The 24,062-nt window shown below is 52.2% G+C and carries 22 protein-coding genes; 10 read left to right on the forward strand and 12 right to left on the reverse strand.

Annotated elements, in window-relative coordinates; all coding sequences use genetic code 11:
- From FKW31_RS11235 to FKW31_RS11255, 5 genes are all read left to right on the forward strand, one after another.
- Complete coding sequence (locus FKW31_RS11235) at positions 1 to 810, forward strand: type III pantothenate kinase (protein ID WP_003625287.1); 810 nt, start codon at positions 1 to 3, stop codon at positions 808 to 810.
- A gap of 9 nt (positions 811 to 819) precedes the next feature.
- Positions 820 to 2,463 (forward strand): ribonuclease J, encoded by a 1,644-nt coding sequence (locus tag FKW31_RS11240; RefSeq protein WP_006116572.1) that lies wholly within the window; start codon positions 820 to 822, stop codon positions 2,461 to 2,463.
- Positions 2,464 to 2,608: 145 nt separating this feature from the next.
- Positions 2,609 to 3,925 carry a proline--tRNA ligase gene (proS, locus tag FKW31_RS11245; RefSeq protein WP_089179218.1) on the forward strand — a complete coding sequence of 439 codons (1,317 nt, stop codon included), beginning with the start codon at positions 2,609 to 2,611 and terminating at the stop codon, positions 3,923 to 3,925.
- A gap of 5 nt (positions 3,926 to 3,930) precedes the next feature.
- Positions 3,931 to 5,178, forward strand: a complete 1,248-nt coding sequence (locus FKW31_RS11250) for a lipoprotein-releasing ABC transporter permease subunit (protein ID WP_150178582.1) — start codon at positions 3,931 to 3,933, stop codon at positions 5,176 to 5,178.
- Entirely contained in the window at positions 5,171 to 5,893 is a 723-nt protein-coding gene (locus tag FKW31_RS11255; protein ID WP_150178583.1) for an ABC transporter ATP-binding protein, read from the forward strand. Before FKW31_RS11250 ends, FKW31_RS11255 begins: the two co-directional genes overlap by 8 nt.
- Positions 5,894 to 5,895: 2 nt before the next feature.
- On the opposite strand, the gene FKW31_RS11260 is transcribed toward FKW31_RS11255, so the two are convergent.
- Complete coding sequence (locus FKW31_RS11260; protein WP_150178584.1) at positions 5,896 to 6,378, reverse strand: glutathione peroxidase; 483 nt, start codon at positions 6,376 to 6,378, stop codon at positions 5,896 to 5,898.
- A 281-nt stretch (positions 6,379 to 6,659) separates the two neighbouring features.
- Here FKW31_RS11260 and FKW31_RS11265 point away from each other — a divergent pair, with 281 nt between their 5' ends.
- On the forward strand, positions 6,660 to 7,457 hold the full coding sequence (locus FKW31_RS11265; RefSeq protein ID WP_150178585.1) for an IclR family transcriptional regulator: 798 nt from the start codon (positions 6,660 to 6,662) through the stop codon (positions 7,455 to 7,457).
- Between the two features lie 22 nt (positions 7,458 to 7,479).
- On the forward strand, positions 7,480 to 8,313 hold the full coding sequence (locus FKW31_RS11270) for a DUF3108 domain-containing protein (RefSeq protein WP_089179215.1): 834 nt from the start codon (positions 7,480 to 7,482) through the stop codon (positions 8,311 to 8,313).
- 57 nt (positions 8,314 to 8,370) lie between these two features.
- Here FKW31_RS11270 and glmS read toward each other — a convergent pair whose 3' ends face one another.
- Complete coding sequence (gene glmS / locus FKW31_RS11275; RefSeq protein ID WP_150178586.1) at positions 8,371 to 10,194, reverse strand: glutamine--fructose-6-phosphate transaminase (isomerizing); 1,824 nt, start codon at positions 10,192 to 10,194, stop codon at positions 8,371 to 8,373.
- Positions 10,194 to 11,570: a bifunctional UDP-N-acetylglucosamine diphosphorylase/glucosamine-1-phosphate N-acetyltransferase GlmU gene (gene glmU, locus FKW31_RS11280; protein ID WP_150178587.1), complete on the reverse strand. Its 1,377-nt coding sequence runs from the start codon at positions 11,568 to 11,570 to the stop codon at positions 10,194 to 10,196. Before glmU ends, glmS begins: the two co-directional genes overlap by 1 nt.
- Positions 11,571 to 11,652: 82 nt before the next feature.
- On the opposite strand from glmU, the gene FKW31_RS11285 reads away from it, so the two are divergent.
- Positions 11,653 to 12,351: an HAD hydrolase-like protein gene (locus tag FKW31_RS11285; RefSeq protein ID WP_089179212.1), complete on the forward strand. Its 699-nt coding sequence runs from the start codon at positions 11,653 to 11,655 to the stop codon at positions 12,349 to 12,351.
- 13 nt (positions 12,352 to 12,364) lie between these two features.
- Here the strand turns inward: FKW31_RS11285 and FKW31_RS11290 are convergent, their stop codons facing one another.
- Genes FKW31_RS11290 through FKW31_RS11310 form a run of 5 tightly spaced genes read right to left on the reverse strand, consistent with a single transcriptional unit; the run spans position 12,365 to position 17,187 of the window.
- Positions 12,365 to 13,171 carry a nucleotidyltransferase family protein gene (locus FKW31_RS11290; protein ID WP_089179211.1) on the reverse strand — a complete coding sequence of 269 codons (807 nt, stop codon included), beginning with the start codon at positions 13,169 to 13,171 and terminating at the stop codon, positions 12,365 to 12,367.
- The gene (locus FKW31_RS11295) at positions 13,168 to 13,953 is read right to left on the reverse strand and encodes a sterol desaturase family protein (RefSeq protein WP_006116581.1); all 786 of its coding nucleotides are present in this window, start codon (positions 13,951 to 13,953) and stop codon (positions 13,168 to 13,170) included. Before FKW31_RS11295 ends, FKW31_RS11290 begins: the two co-directional genes overlap by 4 nt.
- Positions 13,950 to 15,044, reverse strand: coding sequence for an LptF/LptG family permease (locus tag FKW31_RS11300; protein ID WP_035352670.1), 1,095 nt, complete (start codon positions 15,042 to 15,044; stop codon positions 13,950 to 13,952). Before FKW31_RS11300 ends, FKW31_RS11295 begins: the two co-directional genes overlap by 4 nt.
- Positions 15,041 to 16,240 (reverse strand): LptF/LptG family permease, encoded by a 1,200-nt coding sequence (locus tag FKW31_RS11305; RefSeq protein WP_150178588.1) that lies wholly within the window; start codon positions 16,238 to 16,240, stop codon positions 15,041 to 15,043. Before FKW31_RS11305 ends, FKW31_RS11300 begins: the two co-directional genes overlap by 4 nt.
- Positions 16,237 to 17,187, reverse strand: coding sequence for a metallophosphoesterase (locus FKW31_RS11310; RefSeq protein WP_193562074.1), 951 nt, complete (start codon positions 17,185 to 17,187; stop codon positions 16,237 to 16,239). Before FKW31_RS11310 ends, FKW31_RS11305 begins: the two co-directional genes overlap by 4 nt.
- A gap of 95 nt (positions 17,188 to 17,282) precedes the next feature.
- Here FKW31_RS11310 and FKW31_RS11315 point away from each other — a divergent pair, with 95 nt between their 5' ends.
- Both FKW31_RS11315 and FKW31_RS11320 read left to right on the forward strand, forming a co-directional pair.
- Positions 17,283 to 18,263 (forward strand): diacylglycerol kinase family protein, encoded by a 981-nt coding sequence (locus FKW31_RS11315; protein WP_089179208.1) that lies wholly within the window; start codon positions 17,283 to 17,285, stop codon positions 18,261 to 18,263.
- A gap of 24 nt (positions 18,264 to 18,287) precedes the next feature.
- Entirely contained in the window at positions 18,288 to 19,241 is a 954-nt protein-coding gene (locus FKW31_RS11320; protein ID WP_150178590.1) for a hypothetical protein, read from the forward strand.
- Between the two features lie 5 nt (positions 19,242 to 19,246).
- Here the strand turns inward: FKW31_RS11320 and spt are convergent, their stop codons facing one another.
- From spt to FKW31_RS11340, 4 genes are all read right to left on the reverse strand, one after another.
- The gene (gene spt / locus FKW31_RS11325; RefSeq protein ID WP_089179206.1) at positions 19,247 to 20,461 is read right to left on the reverse strand and encodes a serine palmitoyltransferase; all 1,215 of its coding nucleotides are present in this window, start codon (positions 20,459 to 20,461) and stop codon (positions 19,247 to 19,249) included.
- Positions 20,462 to 20,467: 6 nt separating this feature from the next.
- Entirely contained in the window at positions 20,468 to 20,719 is a 252-nt protein-coding gene (locus tag FKW31_RS11330) for an acyl carrier protein (RefSeq protein ID WP_003625320.1), read from the reverse strand.
- 132 nt (positions 20,720 to 20,851) lie between these two features.
- On the reverse strand, positions 20,852 to 22,618 hold the full coding sequence (locus FKW31_RS11335; protein ID WP_150178591.1) for a fatty acyl-AMP ligase: 1,767 nt from the start codon (positions 22,616 to 22,618) through the stop codon (positions 20,852 to 20,854).
- Positions 22,618 to 23,748: a hypothetical protein gene (locus tag FKW31_RS11340; RefSeq protein ID WP_035352680.1), complete on the reverse strand. Its 1,131-nt coding sequence runs from the start codon at positions 23,746 to 23,748 to the stop codon at positions 22,618 to 22,620. Before FKW31_RS11340 ends, FKW31_RS11335 begins: the two co-directional genes overlap by 1 nt.
- Positions 23,749 to 24,062: the final 314 nt, after the last annotated feature.

Raw genomic sequence — 24,062 nt, forward strand, 5'->3', positions numbered from 1 at the left:
GTGCTGCTTGTTATTGATGCAGGTAACACCAATGTCGTGTTTGCGGTGCATGATGGTGAAAGATGGCGTGGTGTGTGGCGCATTACCATGCAGGCCCAACGTACATCGGATGAGTATGCAGTTTGGCTGAATGCGCTGTTGCGTACCCAAGGCATTGTAGCGGATGATATTGATGGTGCCGTTATTGGCACCGTTGTGCCCGCTGCGTTGTATCATTTGCGTACATTATGTCGGCAGTGGTTTGCTGTTGAGCCGCTTCTTGCATCTGCCCGGCTGGATTGGGGGTTTGCCATAAAGGTGGATAACCCGGATGAGGTTGGGGTGGATCGGCTGTTGAATGGTCTGGCTGCACACCATATGTATGGTGGACCACTTACGGTTATAGATTTTGGAACGGCCACAACGTTTGATGTTGTGGATAAGGATGGAAGCTACTGCGGCGGTGTTATTGCTCCTGGCATCAATTTGTCGGTTGAAGCGTTACATCAGGCAGCAGCGCGGTTGCCCCGCATAGGAATAGGGCGGCCAGTAGGGGATTCTGCCATTGGGCGCAACACGGTTACCGCCATGCGGTCTGGCGTGTTTTGGGGTTATGTTGGTTTGATTGAGGGGATTGTTGAGAGGATCAGAAAGGAGGTTGGCCCCATGAAGGTGCTGGCAACCGGTGGTCTGGCTCCACTCTTCTCAGAAGGTACGTCTGTTTTTGAACATGTAGATTCAATGCTCACCCTAAATGGGTTGCGTTTGCTGGCGGGGCGAAACCCCTTGCCAAAACTGACAGTGGACCGAGATTATGTTGCAGAAGGGTAAAACACGGAAATGACAGAACAGAACGGCGATCTGGCCTTTCTGCCTTTGGGCGGAACGGGTGAGATTGGCATGAACCTCAACCTTTATCGGTTGGGAGACACGTGGCTGGCGATAGATTGCGGTATTGGTTTTAGTGGCAACGATACGCCAGAAGCCGAAATTCTGGTGCCAGATCCAAGCTTTATTGTAGAGCGTAAGGATAAGCTGGCTGGCTTGGTGATTACCCATGCGCATGAAGACCATATTGGCGCTGTGGCGCATGTGTGGCCCATGTTGCAGTGCCCAGTGTATCTTACACCGTTTGCTGCTGCTGTTCTGCGCCGCAAGCTGGCGGAAGCCCGCATTATGGATGTGCCCATTCATGTTATCCAGCCCGGTGCGCGGTTTGATGTGGGGCCGTTTGATATTGAATTTGTCCCGGTAACGCATTCTGTGCCAGAGGCGCAGTCCATGGTGCTGCGTACGCCCTCCGGTATTGTGGTGCATACGGGGGACTGGAAGTTTGATCCGGACCCGCTGGTAGGCCCCGCAACAGATCTGGACAGGCTGGCAGAAATTGGCCGTGAAGGTGTTCTGGCGCTGGTGTGTGATAGCACCAATGTAATGAAACCGGGGCCTTCCCGTTCAGAATCCGAAGTGCGCCGGAGCATGACGGAACTAGTGGCAAGCCTTAAAGGGCGTATTGCCGTTACGTGCTTTGCTTCTAACGTGGCGCGTGTTGAAACCATTGCCATGGCGGCGCAGGCTGCCGGGCGTACAGTGGTTTTGGTTGGGCGTTCCCTGCGCAATCTGGACACGGCTGCGCGGGATTGCGGCTATCTGTCTGGCGTTCTGCCGTTCCTGACAGAACAGGATGTAAATGATGTGCCAGATGATCAGATTCTGCTGATCATTACAGGCAGCCAAGGTGAGCCACGTTCTGCTCTTTCTCGTATTGCCATGGATACCCACCCCAATATTGCTTTGGGCGAAGGGGATACGGTTATTTATTCCAGCCGTATGATTCCGGGTAACGAGCGTGCGATTATGGCGGTACAGGATAACCTTTCACGCCGTGGCGTGCGGGTGATTACAGACCGTGAGCATTTTGTGCACGTATCTGGCCATGCAACGGGCGGCGATGTGCAAAAAATGTACGAACTGCTCAAGCCGCAACATGTTGTGCCAGTTCATGGTGAATGGCGCCATCTGACAGCGCAGGCTGCATTGGCGCAGGAAATGGGTATTGCTCCTGTTCTGCTGGAAGATGGTGATATTCTGCGGCTTTCTCCGGGTAAGCTGGAAGTGGTGGATACAGCTCCTACAGGCCGTTTGGCGCTGGATGGTAACCGTCTGCTACCCATGAACGGAGGGGTGCTGGCTGCCCGCCGCAAGATGCTGTTCAACGGCATGGTCATCGGCAGCTTTGCAGTGGATGAAGAAGGCTTTGTGATTGGTGAGCCCAAGGTGAGCGCACCGGGCCTGCTTGATCCAGATGATCTGGAAAGCGTGCGTGTGCGTGAAGAGTTCGCCAACGCGCTGGATATTATTCCGGATGAACTGCGCGGGGATGATGTTTCCTTCCGTGAGGCCGCTAAAACGGCCCTGCGGCGCGCATTGGGGCGCAAGTTGCAAAAACGTCCGCTGGTGGATGTACACGTGCTGCGTGTCTGATACCCGGCAGAAGGTGGGGTAGAGAAAATGCCGGAGTATCAGGCTTTTCTTTATCCCCTCACTGTTTTACAGCAGATATGAATTGGTTACACCAAAGCGGCTTTCGTTCAGGAAAAGTCGCTTTTTTTACAAGGCTGAATGCACCATGCGTCTTTCGCGCAGCTTTCTTCCCACTCTTAAAGAAAATCCGGCAGAAGCCCAGATTGTCTCGCATCGGCTTATGCTGCGGGCTGGGCTTATCCGCCAGACGGCATCTGGCATTTATGCGTGGCTGCCAGCAGGGCTGAAAGTGTTGCGCAATATCAGCCAGATCGTGCGGGAAGAGCAGGATCGGGTAGGGGCGCAGGAAGTGCTGATGCCAACCTTACAATCAGCCGATTTGTGGAAACGTTCTGGCCGGTATGATGCCTATGGCCCGGAAATGCTGCGTATTCAGGATCGCCACAAGCGTGAACTGCTTTACGGGCCGACCAATGAGGAAATGATTACGGATCTGTTTGGCCAGACTGTAAAGTCCTATAAGGATCTGCCGCAGGTTCTGTATCATATCCAGTGGAAATTCCGTGATGAAATGCGCCCCCGTTTTGGGGTGATGCGCGGCCGTGAGTTTCTTATGAAAGATGCTTACAGCTTTGATCTGGACTACGAATCAGCCGTTGCAACCTACCGCCGTATGTTGCTGGCTTACTTGCGCACGTTCCAGCGTTTGGGGGTGCGGGCTGTGCCAATGCGGGCCGATACCGGGCCGATTGGTGGGGAACTGAGCCATGAGTTCCTTATTCTGGCCCCCACGGGGGAAAGTGGTGTGTTTTACGATGCCGCGCTGGAAGAGCAGGATTGGCTGGATGAGCCAGTGGATACCCACAGCCCCATCGCGCTGGAAGCCTTCTTCAACCGTGTGACAACGCCTTACGCGGCAACGGATGAAATGCACGATGAGGCCGGATGGCAGGCTGTGCCAGCAGAACGCCAGCGCGAAGGCCGCGGCGTAGAAGTTGGGCATATCTTCTATTTTGGCGATAAATACACGCGCTCTATGGACGTAAGCGTGAGTGGCCCAGATGGAAACCAGCTTTACCCAGAAATGGGGTCTTACGGCATTGGGGTTTCCCGCCTTGCCGGTGCCATTATTGAAGCCTGCCATGATGATAACGGCATTATCTGGCCGGATGCAGTTGCTCCTTTCCGTGCCGTTATTCTGAACCTGAAAAACGGTGACGAACTGTGTGATGCCATTTGTGAGCGCATCTACAGCACGAATGAAGAAGCCTTTCTGTATGATGATCGTGCAGAACGTGCTGGTGTAAAGTTTGCAGATGCAGACCTTATGGGCCATCCGTGGCAGATTGTTGTTGGCCCGCGTGGCGCTAAGGAAGGCAAAGTAGAACTCAAGCGCCGTGCTACTGGTGAACGCCATGAAGTGAGCGTGGATGACGCGCTGGCTCTGGTTCTGGCAGGCTGATCAGCATGTTCGGACCCTTTGAGCGGGCGGTGGCAGGCCGTTACCTCCGTGCGCGGCGAGGGGAACGGTTTGTATCAGTTATTGCCATTTTCTCGTTGGTTGGCATTGCCCTTGGTGTGGCAACGCTGATTATTGTTATGGCCGTGATGAACGGTTTTCAGGCCGACCTTATGGGGCGTATTCTGGGCCTGAATGGGGATCTGACCATTTACGGGCAGGGCCGCACAATCTCCCAGTATGAAGATGTCACGCATAAGGTTCGGTCTGTTCCGGGTGTGGTAAGCGCCATACCTTTGGTGGAAGGGCAGGTACTGCTGAGTGCCGGTGCCTATAATTCTGGCGGCATGGTGCATGGTCTGACACCTCAGGGATTGCGAGATCTCAAAGCCGTGAGTTCTTCCATTATTGCGGGTTCTCTGGACGATTTTGGCCCGGATGATTCCATCGTGGTGGGCGTTACAATGGCGGAACGGGCAGGGCTGGGCATTGGCTCAGGCCTTACCCTTGTTTCACCAGATGGCGCTGCCACAGCATTTGGCACGGTGCCGAGAGTGCGCAGGTACCGCGTGGTGGCAATTTTTGATGCCGGGGTGAACGACTATAACTCCAGCGTTGTGTTTCTGCCCATGCACGCGGCGCAAATTTACTTTCAGATGCCTAACAAGGCTACGCAAGTTCAGGTCATGACCAAGGATGCAGAGCATGTTCGCCCTGTTACTCTTGCCATTGAAAATGCGGTGGGAGATCCAGGCCTGCGCGTGCTGGATTGGACAAACGCCAACAATGCTCTGTTTGGAGCCGTGCAGGTGGAACAGAATGTGATGTTCCTCATCCTCACGCTTATTATCCTTGTGGCGGCCTTTAATGTTATTTCCTCCCTCATCATGATGGTGAAGGATAAAACAGCCGATATTGCCGTACTGCGTACCATAGGGGCCAGCCGTGGCGCCATTATGCGCATTTTTTTAATGTGCGGCGCTTTTGTGGGGGTAACGGGTACTGTGGCAGGCACCGCACTTGGCGTTGTGTTCTGCATGAATATTGAACGTATCCGCCAGCTTCTGCAAAAACTCACCGGCACGAACTTGTTCAACCCGGAAGTTTATTATCTCGAGCACCTGCCAGCAAAGCTGGTGTGGGGGCAGGTGGTAGAAGTTATTGTTATGGCGCTGGGGCTTTCCCTGCTGGCAACGCTTTATCCTTCTTGGCGCGCAGCCAAAACAGACCCGGTGGAGGCTTTGCGGCATGAATAATCAGCCAGTTTTAAGCCTGCAACACGTTCGCAAAGCTTACCAAAGTGGGGATGAGGGTATTCTGCCAGTTTTGCAGGATATCAATTTTTCTTTGCATGCCGGTGAAATTGTTGGACTGGTTGCGCCATCAGGCACGGGTAAATCCACCCTGTTGCATCTAGCTGGTTTGTTAGATACGCCAGATGCTGGCGAAATTGTTATTGCGGGCCAGATTACCACCGGCATGGCAGATGCCGGACGCACGGCTATGCGCCGAGACCGGATTGGTTTTGTCTATCAATTCCATCATCTTCTGGGTGAGTTTACTGCTAAGGAAAATGTGGTTCTGCCGCAGATGATTGCTGGTGTAAGCAAGGCACAGGCACGCCATAAAGCGGAAGAGCTTTTAAGCATGTTTGGCTTGGCGCATCGTGTAAATCATCTACCAGGCAAACTTTCTGGGGGGGAACAGCAGCGCGTTGCTATTGCACGCGCTTTGGCAAATGACCCCGCACTCTTGTTGGCGGATGAACCCACCGGCAATCTGGATGTGCATACGGCAGACAACGTATTTTCTCAGTTGCTTGATGTTGTGCGCCAGAAGGGCCTAGCGGTTTTGGTAGCAACCCATAATCGTGAATTGCTCCCACGTATGGATAGGGTTGTAACCATGCAGGAAGGCAGGCTGATCCCTGCCGATTTTAACGGCGATCCATTGCCTGCCTCTGCGGGCTGATTTTAAGACTTTAGAGCAGTTTCTACAGCATGCCTGACACGCCCGGATGTGGGTGGGGTCAGGCAACTAAACCACGCAACCGGCATGCCTTGGCGGTTTGTGAGATACTTAAAAAAGTTCCACCGTGGTCGTGCCAGAAAACCAAGCTCACTATCAAGCCATTTAAAGAGCGGAATAGCATCTGGCCCTTTTACAGGGCTACGTGCCGCCATAGGGAAGGTAACCCCATAGTTGATTTGGCAGAAGGAAGAAATCTCTTCCGAAGTGCCGGGCTCCTGCTGGCCAAAATCATTGCTCGGCACGCCAACAACAACCAAACCAGCTTTTTGGAACTGTGTCCATAAAGCCTGCAAACCCTCGTATTGTGGGGTAAATCCGCATTTAGATGCGGTATTTACCACCAAAACAGGCTGCCCCCGATAAGCGCTTAGATCAAGGGTGCTTCCATTTAGGGCGGGAAGTTTAAAATCATATATACAGGTCAATTTCGTGCCCTTTTGCTGCTATGGTGCAGGAAAGGCTTTATCTGTAGCGCAGGAAGGAAAAGGGAGCGAGATTTTGGTGCATTTATTTGCGGTATAATGCGCATATGAAGAAGTGGAAGCCTGGTGCCCGTTTTCGGGTTCTTGTTTTTCAGGCTTCCACTATATCTTCTGCGCGGCAAGATCAGTTCTGATTTTTGTTGTTCATTATATTGAACTTGATCCCGTATTTGGAATAATGAAGAGATCGGACCTCTCTGTCAACAAGGAAAATAAGAAAAAGTATGTCCAAATCACAGGACACGGTTCCCGCATTGCGGCGGGCCGTTCGTATTCTTGATATGGTGAAGGCTTCTATCAGGCCGCCCTTGGCCGCAGATGTGGCGCGCCAGCTAGATTTGCCACGTAGCACAGTGCATGGCCTGCTGGCTGTTATGGTGGAGTTAGGGCTACTGGAGAAAAACGCATCTCAGGGCTACAGGCTGGGAACACGCCTGCTGGACTGGGCTGGAGATGTAACGGAAAAGCGGGATCTAGTAACGGAATTCTACCATGTATTGGAGAATCGTGCCGATCTGGATGCGTTTACAGTCACGCTGACCATGCTGGAAGGGGCGGAGGTTGTGTATGTGGCTTGCCGCAATAGCGCTACAGTGCTGGGGGCATCTTTTAGGGTAGGTATGCGCTTGCCTGCCATATTTACGGCCACAGGTAATGCCATGCTGGCCGGTATGGATGATACCTCTTTCAGAGAATGGCTGGCCCTTAATCCTGTTTCCACGTGGTCAGAACCACTTACACCTAATGGCATTTGCTCTGTAACGACATTGGTGCGTGAAATCGCAGAAATTCGTGACAGAGGATACGCCGTGGATGATGAGCAGGTGCATGAAGGGCTGTGGTGCTTTGCTGCATCTGTCAGAGATCATTCCGGGCAAGCTGTAGCCGGTATTGGCATCAGTCTGCCTCAAACAGAATTGAGCCGTTTCACGGTTGCACAATTGGGCAATATAGCTGCGGGGTTGGCGCAGGCTGTTTCTATCCGTCTGGGTTATCGTGGGGAACGGCAGGATTTTTCCTGATGATTCCATAAGGTACTTTCTAATGTCTTTTTTGCATCTGTTATTTAAGCGACGTGTTGCCAAAGCCAGTGCTTTAGGTTTGTTGCTTGTGGGTGGAGGGATAGCCGCAACACCATTTGCTGGTGCGGTTTCTACACCGCAAACAGTGGTGCGCTATTTTGTGTATGCGCACGGCTTGCATGTTATGACCATTAACAGTGCTTATCGTCTAAGTGGTAACCAGTACAGTGTAGCTGCCCAAAGCAAGACGGGTGGGTTGCTCCAGCTTTTCATGAAAACCAATATCAACATCCGCGCGCAGGGGCATTTTTACAATAGCGGCATGCCTGAACCAGAAAGCTATGAGAGTGCTGGCTGGTCTCGCGGTAAAAATCGGCATCTTTCCATTGCCTATAAGCAGGATATGCCAGATGTGCAGGCAATGGAGCCTGTAGAAACTGATCGCGAACAGATTTTGCCAGATGAGCGCAAAGGTGCAGTGGATAATGTTGCCATTCTTATGGCGCTTTTGCACAAGGTGCAGGAAGGGCAAGGCTGCGGTAACGGCGCGGTTAAGGTGTTTGATGGTGTGCGCTTAAGCACGTTGCAGGTGCAAACAGAGGGCGTTCAGCCTTTGCCAGATGGCGCATCAAAAGATTGGGGAGAAGATGGTTTACGCTGTAGTTTTGTAGCACAGCAGATCAAGGGCTTTAAAATCTCTAGTGCAGACCGCAAAGCCAGAAAGCCTCAGCAGGGGCGCGTCTGGTTTGAGAACATTCCCCAGATTGGCATGGTGGCTACAAGAGTAGAGGTGGATAGCCCCAAAATGGGGCACATTATGGTGGAACTGGAAGGGAAACCTCAGCAACAGCCATAAAAGGCAAGAAGCCCGAATAAAAAGCCCCTATCCGTGCAGATAGGGGCTTTTTTGTATTTATTCCACGGTGACAGATTTTGCCAGATTACGTGGTTGATCTACATCTGTGCCTTTCAGCACAGCAACTTCATAAGCCAACATTTGCACCGGAATGGTTTGCAGAATGGGGGCTACAAAATCATGCACGTGGGGCAGAACCACCATCTGTTCTGCAATGGCAGATACACGTTCAGCACCTTTGGTATCCGTAAACACCAGTAGGCGGCCACCACGTGCTTTGGCTTCTTGCAGGTTGGAAAGTGTTTTTTCAAACAACGCGTTTGATGGCACTGTGGCGACAATTGGCACTGTGCGATCAATAAGGGAAATTGGCCCGTGCTTCATTTCACCAGCTGCATAAGCTTCTGCGTGAATGTAGGAAATTTCCTTCAGCTTGAGCGCACCTTCCATGGCAACGGGGAACATGCTGCCACGGCCCAGATACAGAACATCACGCGCTTCCACCACAAGCTGGGCCATGGCACGAATAGCGTCTGTTTGGTTGAACACTTCTGCTGCGCGGCTGGGGAGATCTAACAGGGCGCTTACCAGATGTTCTTCTGCCAGCGTATCCAGCTTGCCGCGTGCACGGGCAGTGGCAATGGTCAGGCACGCTAATACGGTTAACTGAGCGGTAAAAGCCTTAGTGGATGCCACAGAAATTTCCGGGCCAGCCACGGTGCCCAGCACAACATCGCTTTCCCGCGCCATGGTGCTGTGTTCAACATTCAGCACGGAAACAATGTGAATCGCTTTTTCACGTAGGCTACGCAAGGCCGCCAGTGTATCTGCTGTTTCCCCAGATTGAGAAATCAACAGTCCCAAGGATCCTTCCGTTAGTGGCGGGTTGCGGTAACGCATCTCGCTGGCAACATCTATATCCACCGGCAAGCGGGCAATTTCTTCCAGCCAGTAGCGGCCAATCATCCCCGCAAAAAAGGCAGACCCACAAGCAGTAATAACTGCGCGTGGCACTTTTGCCAGATCAAAAGGCAGTTCAGGTAAAAGAACGCGACGAGAAGCCGGATCCACCATGCGCTGCAAGGTCTGGCCGATTACCAACGGATGTTCGTGCAGCTCTTTTTCCATGTAGTGGCGGTAACCATCTTTGCCGATGGAACCAGCCGCTAGAGCAGTAAGCTGGATAGTGCGTTCAACAGGCACACCATCAAAGTTCATGAACTCTGCACCCTTCGGGGTGATAACCACGCAATCCCCATCTTCCATGTAGGCGATGCGACGGGTCAGCGGGGCCAGAGCCAGTGAATCAGAGCCCAGAAACATTTCATCTTCGCCAAAACCCACAGCCAGAGGGGCGCTGTGGCACGCGCCAATCATTAGCCCTTCGTGGCCAGCAAAAATTATGGCAACGGCGTATGCGCCTTCTAGGCGGCGCAGTGCATGCAGGGCGGCTTCTTTGGGTTCTAACCCCTGTTGCAGATGGTAATCTACCAGCAGGGCGATGGTTTCGCTGTCGGTTTCTGTTTCAAAAACCTGACCAGCAGCTTCCAGCTCACGGCGCAGGGTTTCAAAGTTTTCGATAATGCCATTATGCACAATGGCCACGCGCTCGGTACCATGGGGGTGGGCATTGCAAGCTGTAGGGGCGCCATGTGTGGCCCAGCGGGTATGCCCAATGCCGGTGGTGCCGGGCAAAGGTTCTTTTTTTAGCAATGCGGCAAGGTTATCCAGTTTACCTGCCGCACGGCGGCGTTCAACACGCCCATCTACTAAAGTGGCAATACCTGCGGAATCATAGCCCCGATATTCCAACCGGCGCAGGCCTTCAAAAACAATAGGGGTGGCATGCCTTCGGCCAACAACGCCGCAGATCCCACACATCAGCCGTTTTCCTTTTTTGCTTGCAGGCGCTCTTTAAAAAACCTGCCCATTTCTGCTTTATTCACTTGCTGTGCCCGGCCAAAAGCCAGAGCTTCATCTGGCACATTTTTTGTAATGACACTGCCAGCGGCCACCAGCGCGTTGTCTCCAATAGTAACGGGTGCCACAAGAATGGAATCCGAGCCGATAAAGGCTTTCTCTCCAATCGTGGTGGTGTGTTTGAACACGCCATCATAGTTGCAGGTAATAGTGCCTGCGCCAATATTGGTGTGGCTGCCGATTTCGGCATTACCCAGATAGGTAAGATGATTGGCTTTGGAACCTTCGCCCAGTGTTGTGGCTTTGAGTTCAACAAAGTTGCCAACCCGTGCAGAAGCGCCAATGGTGGAGCCTTCCCGAATACGCGCATAAGGGCCAACAATCGCATTGGCCTGCACTTCGCACCCTTCAAGATGGCTAAAGGCGCGAATAACAGCACCACTTTGCACAGTTACGCCAGGGCCAAAGAACACGTTAGGTTCTATTAACACATCAGCTTCAATCTGCGTATCAGCACTTAGAAACACAGTTTCTGGCGCAACTAACGTTACACCATTTTCCATGGCTTTATTGCGTAGGCGTGTTTGCAGGGCAGCTTCTGCCTGAGCCAGTTCTGCTCGAGAGTTTACGCCACGCAGTTCATCTTCTGCAGCTTCTACCGCGCGTACCTGGACGCTATCGGCTACAGCCAGATCTACTACGTCTGTCAGATAATATTCGCCCTTGGCATTATCATTGCGCACGTTATGAAGCCAGCGGCGGAAATCTACGGCATCTGCGCACAATACGCCGGCATTGCATAGGTCAATCGCGCGTTCTTCTGGCGTGGCGTCTGCCCATTCTACAATACGTTCCACATTGCCATTTTGGGCAACAACGCGGCCATATCGTGCAGGATCAGCCGGGCGCATGGCTAACAATGCCAAGCCCACATCTGGCTTGCGGCGCTCTTCCAACAAACGATTGAGCGTTTCAGCCGAAATCAGCGGGTTATCTGCATACAGCACAGCCACATCGCCATCACCAAACCAGGCTTCGGCCTGCAAGGCCGCGTGGGCAGTGCCCAAGCGTTCTTGTTGCACAACCACTGGATAGGGAGCCGCCAACTCGGCAACCTCTTCCATGTCTGGGCCGATTACAACAACCAGCCTGTCAAAAACCTCCGCTGCATTGGCAAGTAGATGTGCCAGCATTGGTCGGCCACCAAGAGATTGCATGGCTTTAGGGCGAGAGGACTTCATGCGGGTGCCCAGTCCGGCGGCCAGAAGAACCGCCGTGGCAGGACGTGGTGCGGAAATAGACGTCATAACAGCATGCGGTAAGCCAAGCTCCGGCATGTGTCAAACGTCTCCCCATCGGAAAACAAACATGCCAATATCATAAAAGTTTTCAGATATTTACTCGGCAAGGAAAAACCGCATGTTCACACCTCGTCTTGCTGTTTTTGATATGGACGGCACGTTGCTTGATTCCGTACCGGATCTGGCGGCGTGCAGCCGGGAATTACTGGAAATATGCCATCTTCCACCCCTGACAGATGCAGAGGTGCGTACCATGATAGGCAATGGCGTGCCCACCTTGGTGCAACGCGTTCTGGATGCAGGACATAAAAAGCTGAAGGCCATAACGTCGCAGCCATATGTTTTACCGTTTACGAAGGCCGAAGCTGTGCAGAAGTTTATGGAGCTTTACACGCCACGGGCTACACGGCTTTCACGTCTATTTCCCGGCACACAGCAGGCATTGGAGCAGTTGAAAAGTGCCGGGTGGTTGCTGGCTGTATGTACCAACAAGCCGGAGGTGGCTGCCCAGCGTATTTTAGACAATTTTGGCCTAACGTCACTTTTTGCAGCAATAGGCGGAGGTGACAGTTTTGCCGCCCATAAACCAGATCCGGCCCATTTACTGGGCACAATCAAACAGGCTGGCGGAGAGGTTTCGCGTAGTGTGATGATTGGGGATATGCCGCCAGATTGTGGGGCCGCGACTGGCGCTGGCGTAAGGTTTGTGTTTGCCGCGTGGGGCTATGGTTCCAGCGCATTGGCAGCGCAGGCAGATGCTCAAGCGGGCAGCATGATGGATATTCCATCGGTACTGCCTGCGTTACTGCCAGCTTAAGTGTGAAAAGAAATTATTTTCCGGGTGTTTTTGTAACGGAACACGTTGGAAGAGTAGAGGCAAGCTCTTCCGCCAGCACAACATCGGCAGGTTTATCTACATCTACAGCAGCGCGGCCATCAGAAAGTGGAACAAGTTCTGCTTTTGCACTGGTGAGATGATAGATGCGCCGGTAAAGCGCGCGCCGTGTCAGCTTGCCACAGAGGGCGCGCAGCAGAATGCTCAGCCCTAAAATCCAAGCAATCCGTAAAGGATGCTTGCGGTTTTTTTCTACATGCTGCCACAGGTCTGCCACGCGAGCAGAAACAGATGTGCGGAATAAAAACAGGTTACAGCCAGAAAAAGACAGATCAGCAAGCCGAATATAAGTACGCTGCGTGTTGGGTACATCCCGCTTTACGGTTGTTTCTGTTGCAACAGCAACGGCAAGGTCAGCTTGCGTATGGCTCTCGCTAAGCAGTTCTTGCACCCAGCTTGGCTGGAGTAGGGCATTATCTGCCGTGGTTACCAGCAAAGGCGTGCCATAGCGCGCAAGGCCAGCCAATACGCTGGCACTTGGCCCTTCAGGCCGTGCCGGAATAACATCTATTCCTGCGGGTAAGATAGACGCAATAATCTGTGGGTTTTCAATGCAAACAGCAATGCGGGTGATTTGAGGCACCTGCTGCAGCGCATCAATTACCCTCAAGAGCATAGGCACCCCACCAATAGGCAGGAGTGCTTTGTGAGAAACGCCCCCGGCCAATGCAACCGGGTCTGGCTTACCGGGGCGAGAGCCTGCCAGAATAAAAGCTGTTATGCTTTGAGAGGAAGCGGTCATGCCGCTTTCCTGTTCTCCGCAGGGCGTGCACCATCGGGGCGATCACGCGGGGGAGCGCCCGTCAACTCCATGACCCACGGATACTGTTGGGCTTCCTTAACATCGTAACCCAGATTGAACACCGTGGGGCTGCGGGGGCGGGCTTTGGCATCTAGATAATATGAGCCAAACATCCGATCCACCACAAAGCTGGTAATGCCGAAGTTGCCATCCTCATCATGGAAATGGTGCAGCACATGGCGTGCTTTCATGCGCTGGATCCAACTTGCGCGTGGCTTGTAGTTAAGGTGCTGGATGCAGTGGAAGAATTCGTAAATGCAGGTAATGGCAACACCTGTGCCAAATGCTGTGGCTGCAGCGCCAATCCCGCCAATAAGGTACCCAATAGGAATGGTGACAGCCCCAATGGTCGGCAGTGTTGTAGCAGGTGCGCCAAACAGAACATCCAGCAGATGCGGGTCCTGATGATGGTCAAAATGGATGCGCTTCCACAGAGCGGCCGTCCACTTCATTTTATACAGGATACGCCCATGTAGCACGTAGCGGTGCAGTAGGTACCATACCACTGGATACACAATAACAACGGCAACCATAGAAACCAGCGTTGGCCACCAACCTGCAAAAAAGTACGCAGCCAGCGCAGCAGAAGCAATAACCAGCGCAAAATAGAGCAGGATGGTTGGGTAGGTAAGATATGCCACCCAAAGCTGCCTGAGGTTCATTTTCCCCAGATCAAAGCTGCGCCCGGTTTTAAGCGACGAGTTATTTAGCGTTCCGCTCATCGTGTTTCATTCCTCAGGAGCACAGTAATGGCTCCCAGTGTGAAAATAATCAGTGCGGGTATGGTAGCAATTGCTGGCGGTAGCAAGCCCGCATTCCCCATTGCGCGTAGCATACCCTGCACAATAATAAACAACAGCCCGCAGCCCAAGCACCATACTGGTACCCAACTGCGCGTTCCTGTCCGTGGAGGGATATAGATTGTGGGCAGCGCAATCAACAAAAGAACAAGTAAGGAGGCCGGACGCAAGAAGCGTTCAAGCAGCCCAGCTTCCAGAAAACCGGGGCTGGTATGGGATGGTAGGCGCCCTTGTAGCATGCCCAGAATGGTGGTGGAAGAAAGCGGCGGATTTTCGGCAGACAGGCGGATAAACTCCCACGGGTGCAGGCTTGTGTCCCAACTCATGTTCTGAACAGAAGGCAGGCGCGTGGTTTTTTCGCCTTCCACGGTAATGCTATCAACATTGTGCAGCAGCCAGCCGCGCGTATGTGTGTAATCAGCAGATTTGGCGTGGAGAATCTGTTGTAACCGTCCGTTGGTATCACGGATATAGATATCCACCTTGGCCAGCATATTGCCGCCATCCGATGTATAGCCAATATGGGCAATACGGTTGCCATCATGAAACCAGAAGGCGTGCCCATTTTCTGGATGTGGGTCTGTACGGTTCCACCATGCGGCCAATGCCTGCTCAGACCGGGGCGTAACCTGATCATCCAGCACAACGCCTGCAAAGCCGATTACCAGAGTGGCGGGGATAAGGTATTTATACAGGCCAAAAGTAGAAAGGCCACAAGCTCGCAGGATGGCAATTTCGCTGGCCAATGTCATTTGGGTGAGCATCAGCAGCGCGCCAATCAACACACTTAATGGAAGTGCGCCTGCCAGCAGAAATGGTGCACGCATGGCCGCAAAGCTGAGAATGCCCTGTACGCCTAAGTGCCGTTGTAAAATAGGAGTGGTTTGTTCAAGCAGGGCCAGAATTTCAAGAAGCCCGACGAGAACGGCGCCACAAAAAATCACGCGCGTAAGCAACGCCATGGAAAGATAGCGGAGAAGAACGTGGCGGGGCATGCTTGAAGATTGGCTCATGGCAAGGCTTTTTGTGCAGATGAGCGGGAACGCCAGACTTTTAACACCTGAAAGGTGCCTGATTTATAAAGTAGCAGCAACGTACAGCCTACAATAAAGACCAACGAAGGCCCCCAGATCAGCAGGAGCGATGCCTTTTTTGTAGCCACCATGCTGTGGCCAAACTGGATGATGTGGTCAAACCCAACCATAATAATAAAGGCCAGAGGCAGACCGGCATTGTTGCGTTGGCGCTTGCGCATAAGAGCCAGAGAGGCTGCCAATAGGGGAATAAAAGGCACAGTAAGGCTGCGCGCCATACGAAAATGCACTTCAGAACGCATATGAGGGCGGGAAATAGAAGGGTCATGCCGAATGAGGCGGCCAACCAGTTCTGGGGATGTCAGCTCTCGTTCATCCTCGCCGCGCGTGCGGAAAGGAGAGACGTGCGAGGCATGTGTAAGGTAGCGCGTAGAATGATCAAATGTGATCAGACTGGGCACACCATCCCCTTTATCCGTGACAATCACGCCATGGGTAAGATCAATCTCAACAGTTTCACCATCCAAACCGATGCGGATATGCCCGTTGCGCGCCGTAATATCGCGTTCCTGCTGCTCAGAAAGATCGCGGATAAAAACATTTTCCAGATCAGAGCCGCTTTGGGAGACCTTATCCGCAACAATGGTCAGTTGAGATGAAGGGCTGGCAAACATGCGAGGCTGCAAACGTGGCGCCCAGCCTGTGTGGCTGGCAATGTAAAAGGTTGAACGGAAATCATACCGTGCATGAGGCTGGATAAAGCCATAAAGCAGAAAGGAAAGGATACCCAAGATAACGCCCAGTTGGATATAGGGGCGCGTAATCCGCAGTAGTGAAAGGCCACTGCTGTTGATGGCATCAATTTCTTCATTCTGGCTCATGCGGCGGATCACGGTAAACACCGCTACGCAAAGTGCGGCCGGAATAGCCAAGCCAAGGTAATGGGGCAGCAAGGCCGCCAGCAGACCAATAAATATGCCAATATGGTTGTTGCCCGCTGCCAGTAGATTGAACAGCACCAAAAGGCGTTCAAGTATCAGGGCAATCATCACAACAGACAGCGCCACCAAAAAAGGCGGCATAACCTGAGCAATCAGGTAGCGGTCTAATGTGCCGGGGCGAAGCAAAGCTACAATCCGGCGCAGGAAAGGCACATTGAGCATGCGGGTTGTCATAGCGAGGTTGCGGGCAAAAGGCGATGCGCACTGCACACACGCCTCATTTGGCTATCTTGCAAGCTTCCATCTGGCATTAAGCTGCGGTGCTGAATGGTGATTTGCCAGATATCGGGCTGTTTGTGCACGGAAATAGCATTCCACCCCGCACTTTTTTCCGGTTCATCCGCAATGTGGGACGCAGAGGTGCTGCTGACAGCCAGAATATCTGTGCCCGGAAGAGTGGTGATTTGCGCACGATGAGAATGCCCGTAAAGCACAAGTTCAGCACCTTCTGCACGCAATACGTCTTGAAACGCTAGGAAATCATCCAGCCCTTTGCGGCGGCTGACAATGCCTTGCGCCGGAGGGTGATGGAGTAACACAATCCGGCATAATCCCATAACGCGGGTGCGGCGCAACAGATCCGCCAAAAGCACAAGCTGGGTTTGCCCGGCCTTGCCAGACGCCAAAAAGGGTAAGGTGGGAACGGCCGTGTTGACCCCAATAAGGGCGATATGATCTTTTATCAGCAATGAAGGGGCTGCCGGTTCAGGCTGCGTGCTACTATGCAGCCATTCGGCCCAGAGAGCCTGTTTGGTAGCGCTATTCTCTTTTATCAGCGCATCATGATTGCCGGGAATAAGCAGTGTGGGGGGCAAATCTTGCTGTAAAAGCCACTGTCGTGCGTGCTGAAATTCTTTGAGCAAACCCAGATTGGTCAGATCCCCCGTTAGGGCAACCATATCTGGGTGAAAGTGGCGGATATCCCGCATGATTGACTGCAAAGCCGGTAATTTATGCAGGTGCCTGCGCCGCAGTTGCCAAGACAACAAACTGAGGATGCGCTTGAAGCGGATTTCCTTAAAAGAAGGCAAGCCGACAAGTGGCAGATGTGGGTCAGACAGATGGGCGATATGAACGCAGGACAAGAAAAACACATCTCCGGTGACGGTGTATGGCCCCACGGCATGTGACAAGAGCCATAACAGCCTTTATACCATCGCCCGTAGCCGGGGCAAAAGGCGCTGGCGTTTTTGTTTGTTTATAGCAAGAGTGCTGAATGTCCGATCGTTTTGCTCTGATTTACAATCCTCGTAGCCGTCGGAATTTGAAGGCAGATCCCAAGTATCTGGCGCTGGCGGGCAAAATGTTGGGGCCTTTGTTCTGCTCCCCTAGAACGCATGCTGCATTAAGGCAGCAGGTTTATGCCCTCTTACAGCAAAAAATAAGCTGTCTGGTTGTGGATGGGGGAGACGGCACAGTTGGGAATGTTCTGAGCGCACTTTATACCTCATCCTGCCCGCCAGAGCAGTGGCCAAGTATTGTTGTGTTACCCTCTGGCAATACTAACCTGATTGCCACAGATGTTGGTTTTGGTAAGCGTGGGGTTGAGGCATTACAGATTTTGCAGGCCCGTCTGGTATCCGGACGCCTTCTTTCCGATGTGCGGCGCAGGCAGCCTTTGGTGGTAACGCGTAACGGGCAGAAAGAAGGGGCTTCTCTAGGCTTTTTTGGTGGTTTGGGTGCTTTTGGGCGTGGGATTGAAATCGCGCATGATCCCAAAATCCTGAAAAATTATTCGCATGATGCTGCGGTTATGGCGACATTGTTTGTAACGGCTTGGCAGTTGCTAAGCCCGAAGCATAGGCGAGGATGGCTGGAAGGCACAAAAGTTACAGTAGAGCGGGATGGTGAGGTATTGCCTGAGCAGAATCATTTTCTGTTTTTATGCACCGCTTTGCATCGGCTGCCCCACGGTATCTGGCCATTCTGGCAGAATCTGACAGAAGCAGACCGGGGTATTAGTTATCTGGATGTTGCAGCTTTTCCCCCTCATTTAGGGCGTGCAGTCTGGAATTTGTTGCGGGGGAAAGCGCCGCAATGGTTACGGCAAGATGCAGCTTATCATAGTGGTTCGGCAACCGAATTGGTGTTGCGTACGGATCAATCCTTTATTCTGGATGGTGAGGTTTTGCCGCCTGGGGAAGATGGCAGACTGACTGTTTCTGCGGGTCCCGTGGTTTCTTTTGTGCATGTTTAAAGCATTCTGGTGGAAAAGCAGTTCATGAAGGGTATTCGGCCGGGGCAGAAAGAAATTTTCACCCTTACAGAGCAAGAACTGCATACGCCTGTATCCCCTTTGGTGACGGAATTTGTGCGTAATCTTTTGGGCACAGCGCAACCATTAGGGGTCTTATTTTATGGGTCTGGCCTACGGGGTGGAATTCAAGATGATACCCTGCTGGATTTTTATATTATCGTAGAAAAGCAGATGGACTGGCCCAGACCGTGGCTTTCCTGTCTGGCAAATGCCACTTTGCCCCCTAACGTGGAATATCATGAATACAGGGTAGGGGAGCATCTGCTAAGGGCCAAAGTTGCTATTTTGTCTCTCGCGCAGTTTCGTTCCCTAACGCGCACCCAAACATTGGATACCACTGTTTGGGCGCGCTTTTCTCAGCCTGTTCGGTTGGTATGGTGGCGGGATAACGAAGCCCAAGAAGCATTGCATGCTTGTGTTATGCGGGCGGTATTGACTGCCGCATGGTGGGCCGCACAACTTGGCCCGGCTTCAGGCGGCGTTCTGGATTATTGGAATATCTTGTACCGCAATACTTATCGTGTTGAATTGCGGGTTGAAAAAGCGGGCCGTGGGCAAAGCATTGTAGATGCTTATATGCAGCGTTATGCGCAGCTTTTACTGCCGTGTTGGCAAATGCTGGGTATTCCGTATAAGTCTCAAGATCAGATTGTAACGCCGCAAATCCCACAGGAACAAAAGCAACATGCCATTCAAAAATGGACATTACGTGCGTCTTGCGGTCGGCCTTTAAATATTCTGCGCTTACTTAAGGCAGCTTATACATTTACAGGTGGGGCACGTTACGCGGTATGGAAAGTTCAACGCCATAGCGGGATAGAAGTGCCGCTTTCTTCGTTTGCAGAAAAACACCCCTTACTGGCAGCGCCGCCAATTGTTTGGCGGTTGTGGCGGCAAGGGGCGTTTAAACGCAAATAGGGGTTTTAGGCTGCTGTGGGTGCTGGTGTTACGCCAACTTCTGCGGCAGCCTGCCGGAATATGGCAATGGCCTGAGCAATCTGCTCTGGCGTATGAGTGGCCATTACGGAGCAACGCAGCAAGGGGCGTGAATCTGGCGTTGCCGGGGGAAGGCTAAGGTTGACGTAAACACCAAGTTCCAGAAGCCTGTTCCACATGGGAATAGCTTCTTCAGCAGTTTCCAGCGTAACTGCAATAACAGGGGTAGCCTGTTTACTCGCATTTAGCCCGATATCTACAAAACCAGCATGGAGTTGCTGAGCATTGGCCATAAGCTGTTTACGCAGTTCTGGATGAGCCTGCATATCGCTCAAGGCTGCCGTTGTTGCAGCAATAACCTCTGGTGGAAGGGATGCCGTAAACATATATGGGCGGCAGTTCAGGCGTACAAATTCCAGTTCAGGATGATCGGATACGCAGTAACCCCCAACAGTGCCGAGGCTTTTTGAAAATGTGCCGACGATAAAGTCTACATCAGCTTCCACACCGTCGGCTTCAGCCGCACCGCGTCCGTTTTCACCCAACACCCCAAAGGAATGGGCTTCATCTACCAGAAGATATGCACCAGTTTCTTTTTTAACGGCTACAAATTCTGCAATCGGGGCCACATTGCCTGTCATGGAATAAATGCCTTCAACCACAATCAGCTTGGCACCGGGGGTGCCATCCATGCGTTTCAGGCGTTTATAAAGATTATCCGGGTCATTATGGCGGAAACGAATAACTTCTGCAGCACTCAGGCGGCTACCATCATAAATGCTGGCATGGCTATCAGCGTCCAGAAACAGATGGTCGTCTTTGCCTGCAAGCGTGGAAATAATGCCTAAGTTAGCCTGATAACCCGTAGAAAAAACCATGGCATCACGGCGGCCAAAAAACGCGGCAATATCTTTTTCAAGCTGCCGGTGGAGAGACTGCGTGCCATTTGCAATGCGCGAGCCCGTGGTGCCAACGCCGCAAGCCGCAGCAGCTTGTTGGGCGGCCCGAATGGCATTTTTGGATTGGCTCAGCCCTAAATAATTATTGGTACCGAAAAGAAGCGTTTCCCGACCTTCAATAATTCCAACAGTTGAAGATACAGGTTTTTCAATAACAACAGCAAAAGGGTTGCGGCCACCTACGGCGACTACAGAACCCAGCGCGCCTGCCGTACCTTCAAATTTGGAAAATAGTGATGTCATCCACGCTCACCCTTTATTTTTCAGAGCGACAATGCATGCGGCAAGGTCATTAATCGTCCGGATATCGGCAAGTTTGTCGAGCGGGATGGAAACATCCAAGCTATCTTCAACTTCCATAACGAAGTTCATGACGGCCAAAGAATCAAACGCAAGATCTTCCATGATCTTGCAGTTACCATCAATGTCACGCGGAACCTTCGGGTTGGCGAGGAGCTTTTGAATGATCAGCGCGGAAACGCTTTCAACGGTTTCGCTCATGTCGGATCCTTCATCCCTTAAGGGCGTTTGTTTTATGCCGAGCTTGTGCTCGCAGTGCCGCCTTATGGGTGAAAAAGGCCAGTTTGACCAGCCTTTCTCATCATAAACGGGCTATAAAATCCTGTAGGCCGGTCAGGCGACTTCAGACTGCTGCTCAAACGCGCCGCTTAGATACATGGTACGGGCTTTGGCGCGTGTAAGTTTGCCCGAAGATGTCTGCGGCAGCGCATGTGGTGGCACCAATACAACAGAAACTTCTACCCCATGGAGGCGGCGGAACAAGCTGGCGGCTTCGGCTCTCAGCTTCTCACGCGTGTCTGCGGCAGAAGCGCGGCACTGAATAAGAGCCACGATTTCCTCATGGTCACCCTTTTCCAGAGAGAAAACAGCCACATCTCGGCTGCGAAGGACAGGAATATGTGTTTCGGCAGACCATTCCAGATCCTGAGGCCAGATGTTGCGGCCATTAATAATAATCAAGTCCTTGGCGCGGCCAGTGACAACTATCTGCCCATTGAGCATGTAGCCCAGATCACCAGTATTCAGCCAGTTGTCTGCGTCCAGCGTTTTGCTGCTTTCTTCCGGCATACGGAAGTAACCGCTCATCAGGCTGGGGCCACGTACATAAATAGTGCCAACTTCTCTGTCGCTCAGCACCCGGCCATAGCTATTCCGAACTTCCAGTTCATGTCCAGGCAGAACTTTCCCGCAAATCACAAAGGTGCGGCTTGGTGTGTCTGCACTGGCGGGTGGGCGCGCAATTCCTGTGCTTTCCAGCGCGGGAAGGTCAACCGTATCGGTTTCTATGCCTGTATCAAGCGGCGCAAAGCTGATGGCGAGCGTAGCTTCTGCCATACCATAGCTAGCTACAAATGCTTTTGGGCTAAAGCCAGCAGGGGCAAAGCGCGCAGCAAATTCATCCAGAATATGCGCGCGGATCATATCGCCACCAATGCCTGCAACCCGCCAGCAAGAGAGATCCAGCCCTTCGGATGCCGGGCGCCGGGCGCAAAGTTCATACCCAAAAGAGGGGCTGTAGGCGATGGTGCCACGGTTACGGCTGATCAGATCCAGCCATACATGTGGTCTGCGTGCGAATTCGCGTGTCGGCAGCAGATCCACGCTCAACTGGCACGTCATGGGTGTCAGGAAGAAACCAACCAGACCCATATCATGATAGAGAGGAAGCCACGAAACGCAGCGATCCCCTGTTTCCTTAACCTGCAATCCATTGCGTGCAATGGAGGAAACATTCGCCATGCCGGAACGGTGGCTTACGCAAACCCCCATGGGGAAGCGTGTGCTGCCAGAAGAAAACTGAAGATATGAAAGGTTTTCTGGTTGAATATCCGGCAGCGGCATATCTGGCACAGGGCGTGCCATAAGCTCAGCAGGTGGCCCAGCAAAAACAAGGCCCAAGCCCGTTACAATTTCGTCCGTCCAGCCTTCGATAATCTGCGGAATAATCACGGCGCTGGCTTGTGCGCTAGTAATCATACCCCGAAGAGTTTTCAGATAGGCTTCTTTGCCGCCAAAAGCGACTGGGAGGGGAAGGGGGGCCGCAACCAAACCAGCATACTGACAGCCAAAGAAGATGCGGGCAAAATCACCATCGCTTTCCGCCACAATGGCAACACGGTCTCCCGGTTGTAGGCCCATGCCCAAAAGGCGCAAAGCTGTATCAACAGCCTGCTGACGCAATACTTTATAGGGTAGGGCTTCTAGAAGTACGCCTTTGCCGGAATAAATGTTAAACCCGGCTTCGCCTTGAGCGGCATAGTCCAACGCTTCAGGAAATGTTGCAAAATCCCCGTACCGGCGTGGCTGACCAGATGCGGTAGAAACCGGTTGGAGGGTTTCATTTAAAGAGATTGCAGAAGCAGGGTTCATACTATTCATCAGCTGGCCATTCGAAGAAAATCAACAATTGCGTCGGCCCCTACCGGCGCAGTCGGTTCGTCCCCAACAAGGTCGAACGTGTCGCGTATATAATCTTTTTGCAGATTTACGAAAGCATTGTGCGACGAAAAGGCTTGTTCAATGTCTTCTCCTAGACTGTCAATAGTATTCAGCACAGGTCCCAAAGACCAGAAGCGGTAATTTTCATCCCCCTCCCAATCAACATTGTGCGCATTCAGAAACATACAAGCGCGCGGCTTTACCAGAAATTCGGCAACTTGCGAACTCACATCGCCCAGATACATATCTGCGGTGGACGTGTACGTCATATCAATGCTGCGGGCACTACCGGTATCCACCAGCATGTGCGGATAATGCCCAAATGCACGTTCTAACTGCAATGCTTCGGCTTTTTTGTTGTCAAACAGCCGATAATGGGGCGCAAAGATAAGATTATAACGGTCTTGGTTAGCAAAATGTGTCAGCACATTCAGGCCCATTTTAGGCCAGGATGAGAGGCGCGTATTAAAATGTGGATTATAAAGGACAGTCGGGCGATTATTGTTAAATAGACGTAATGTCCGATGGCGCATCCGATGAACCATATCGAATTTGGCATAAACGCCAGTATGATAACAGCCAGGACGGATGGCACCTTGAGCTAAAAGCCGCTCTTCTATTTTGTGTCCAGCCATCAGCACGTAGTCGAATTTCTTTACGTCACGCGCAAAACCAATAGCCCGATCTCCGGCACCGTGGCGTGTCCATATCAGCCTTGGCTTATTTACCCCTAGCTTGCGCAGATAGAGTGAAGTGCGCTCGGGAACAACAATCCCCTGAAACGAAGAGAAATAATTCTTGTTAAAAAATAGGCTCGCCAGACGAAAAAAAGCGGTCTGCCCGTAGCGTTCAGTTTGGCGCCGAAGAAACTGAGGAAGGTGTAGAAGGCTGAACTGTACTTTCGATTCTGGATAATATGCGGCCAGTGAGCGCACATAATCCAGATGCGATTGTGTGGTGCAGGCAAGATGCACTTCAGCCTCGGGGTGACGGCTCGCAATCTCCATTGCAATCGGCAAAGAATGCAAGGTTTGGTGCGGCTGTGCGATGTAAGGGAAGAGAATGCGCATCTGTTAAATGTCATCCTTGTTTAACATAGGAACCTTTGTCACAGCATGAGCGTCTTTATGTGCTTGCCCATAAGGCAGTCTGGCCTCAGCAAGTTACTGTTCAGTGCACAAATCGTTCAGCGTGCCCGATAGTCAAGCCCCGCCGCATAAGGAGAAATGTGAGGAAGAAGGCTTTTTCGTGATGTAGGGGAGGTGGGGCTTAAGGCAAAAAATCAGGAATATGGATTTTTTCTGATTTTAGGGATTGACGTTATATTATGGTGGGGTGTAGAAGCTGCTTCACCGAGACGGAGTAGTCTTGGCGGGTTTAGGAA

The organism is Acetobacter sp. DmW_136 (assembly GCF_008690365.1).
Classification (GTDB): domain Bacteria; phylum Pseudomonadota; class Alphaproteobacteria; order Acetobacterales; family Acetobacteraceae; genus Acetobacter; species Acetobacter oryzifermentans.

What these genes read in the sequence shown, in the direction of transcription:
- FKW31_RS11240 (WP_006116572.1), top strand. Translation starts at nt 820, where the DNA reads ATGACAGAACAGAACGGCGATCTGGCCTTTCTGCCTTTGGGCGGAACG.
- proS (WP_089179218.1), top strand. Translation starts at nt 2,609, where the DNA reads ATGCGTCTTTCGCGCAGCTTTCTTCCCACTCTTAAAGAAAATCCGGCA.
- FKW31_RS11250 (WP_150178582.1), top strand. Translation starts at nt 3,931, where the DNA reads ATGTTCGGACCCTTTGAGCGGGCGGTGGCAGGCCGTTACCTCCGTGCG.
- FKW31_RS11255 (WP_150178583.1), top strand. Translation starts at nt 5,171, where the DNA reads ATGAATAATCAGCCAGTTTTAAGCCTGCAACACGTTCGCAAAGCTTAC.
- FKW31_RS11265 (WP_150178585.1), top strand. Translation starts at nt 6,660, where the DNA reads ATGTCCAAATCACAGGACACGGTTCCCGCATTGCGGCGGGCCGTTCGT.
- FKW31_RS11270 (WP_089179215.1), top strand. Translation starts at nt 7,480, where the DNA reads ATGTCTTTTTTGCATCTGTTATTTAAGCGACGTGTTGCCAAAGCCAGT.
- glmS (WP_150178586.1), bottom strand. Translation starts at nt 10,194, where the DNA reads ATGTGTGGGATCTGCGGCGTTGTTGGCCGAAGGCATGCCACCCCTATT.
- glmU (WP_150178587.1), bottom strand. Translation starts at nt 11,570, where the DNA reads ATGCCGGAGCTTGGCTTACCGCATGCTGTTATGACGTCTATTTCCGCA.
- FKW31_RS11285 (WP_089179212.1), top strand. Translation starts at nt 11,653, where the DNA reads ATGTTCACACCTCGTCTTGCTGTTTTTGATATGGACGGCACGTTGCTT.
- FKW31_RS11290 (WP_089179211.1), bottom strand. Translation starts at nt 13,171, where the DNA reads ATGACCGCTTCCTCTCAAAGCATAACAGCTTTTATTCTGGCAGGCTCT.
- FKW31_RS11295 (WP_006116581.1), bottom strand. Translation starts at nt 13,953, where the DNA reads ATGAGCGGAACGCTAAATAACTCGTCGCTTAAAACCGGGCGCAGCTTT.
- FKW31_RS11300 (WP_035352670.1), bottom strand. Translation starts at nt 15,044, where the DNA reads ATGAGCCAATCTTCAAGCATGCCCCGCCACGTTCTTCTCCGCTATCTT.
- FKW31_RS11305 (WP_150178588.1), bottom strand. Translation starts at nt 16,240, where the DNA reads ATGACAACCCGCATGCTCAATGTGCCTTTCCTGCGCCGGATTGTAGCT.
- FKW31_RS11315 (WP_089179208.1), top strand. Translation starts at nt 17,283, where the DNA reads ATGTCCGATCGTTTTGCTCTGATTTACAATCCTCGTAGCCGTCGGAAT.
- FKW31_RS11320 (WP_150178590.1), top strand. Translation starts at nt 18,288, where the DNA reads ATGAAGGGTATTCGGCCGGGGCAGAAAGAAATTTTCACCCTTACAGAG.
- spt (WP_089179206.1), bottom strand. Translation starts at nt 20,461, where the DNA reads ATGACATCACTATTTTCCAAATTTGAAGGTACGGCAGGCGCGCTGGGT.
- FKW31_RS11330 (WP_003625320.1), bottom strand. Translation starts at nt 20,719, where the DNA reads ATGAGCGAAACCGTTGAAAGCGTTTCCGCGCTGATCATTCAAAAGCTC.
- FKW31_RS11335 (WP_150178591.1), bottom strand. Translation starts at nt 22,618, where the DNA reads ATGAATAGTATGAACCCTGCTTCTGCAATCTCTTTAAATGAAACCCTC.
- FKW31_RS11340 (WP_035352680.1), bottom strand. Translation starts at nt 23,748, where the DNA reads ATGCGCATTCTCTTCCCTTACATCGCACAGCCGCACCAAACCTTGCAT.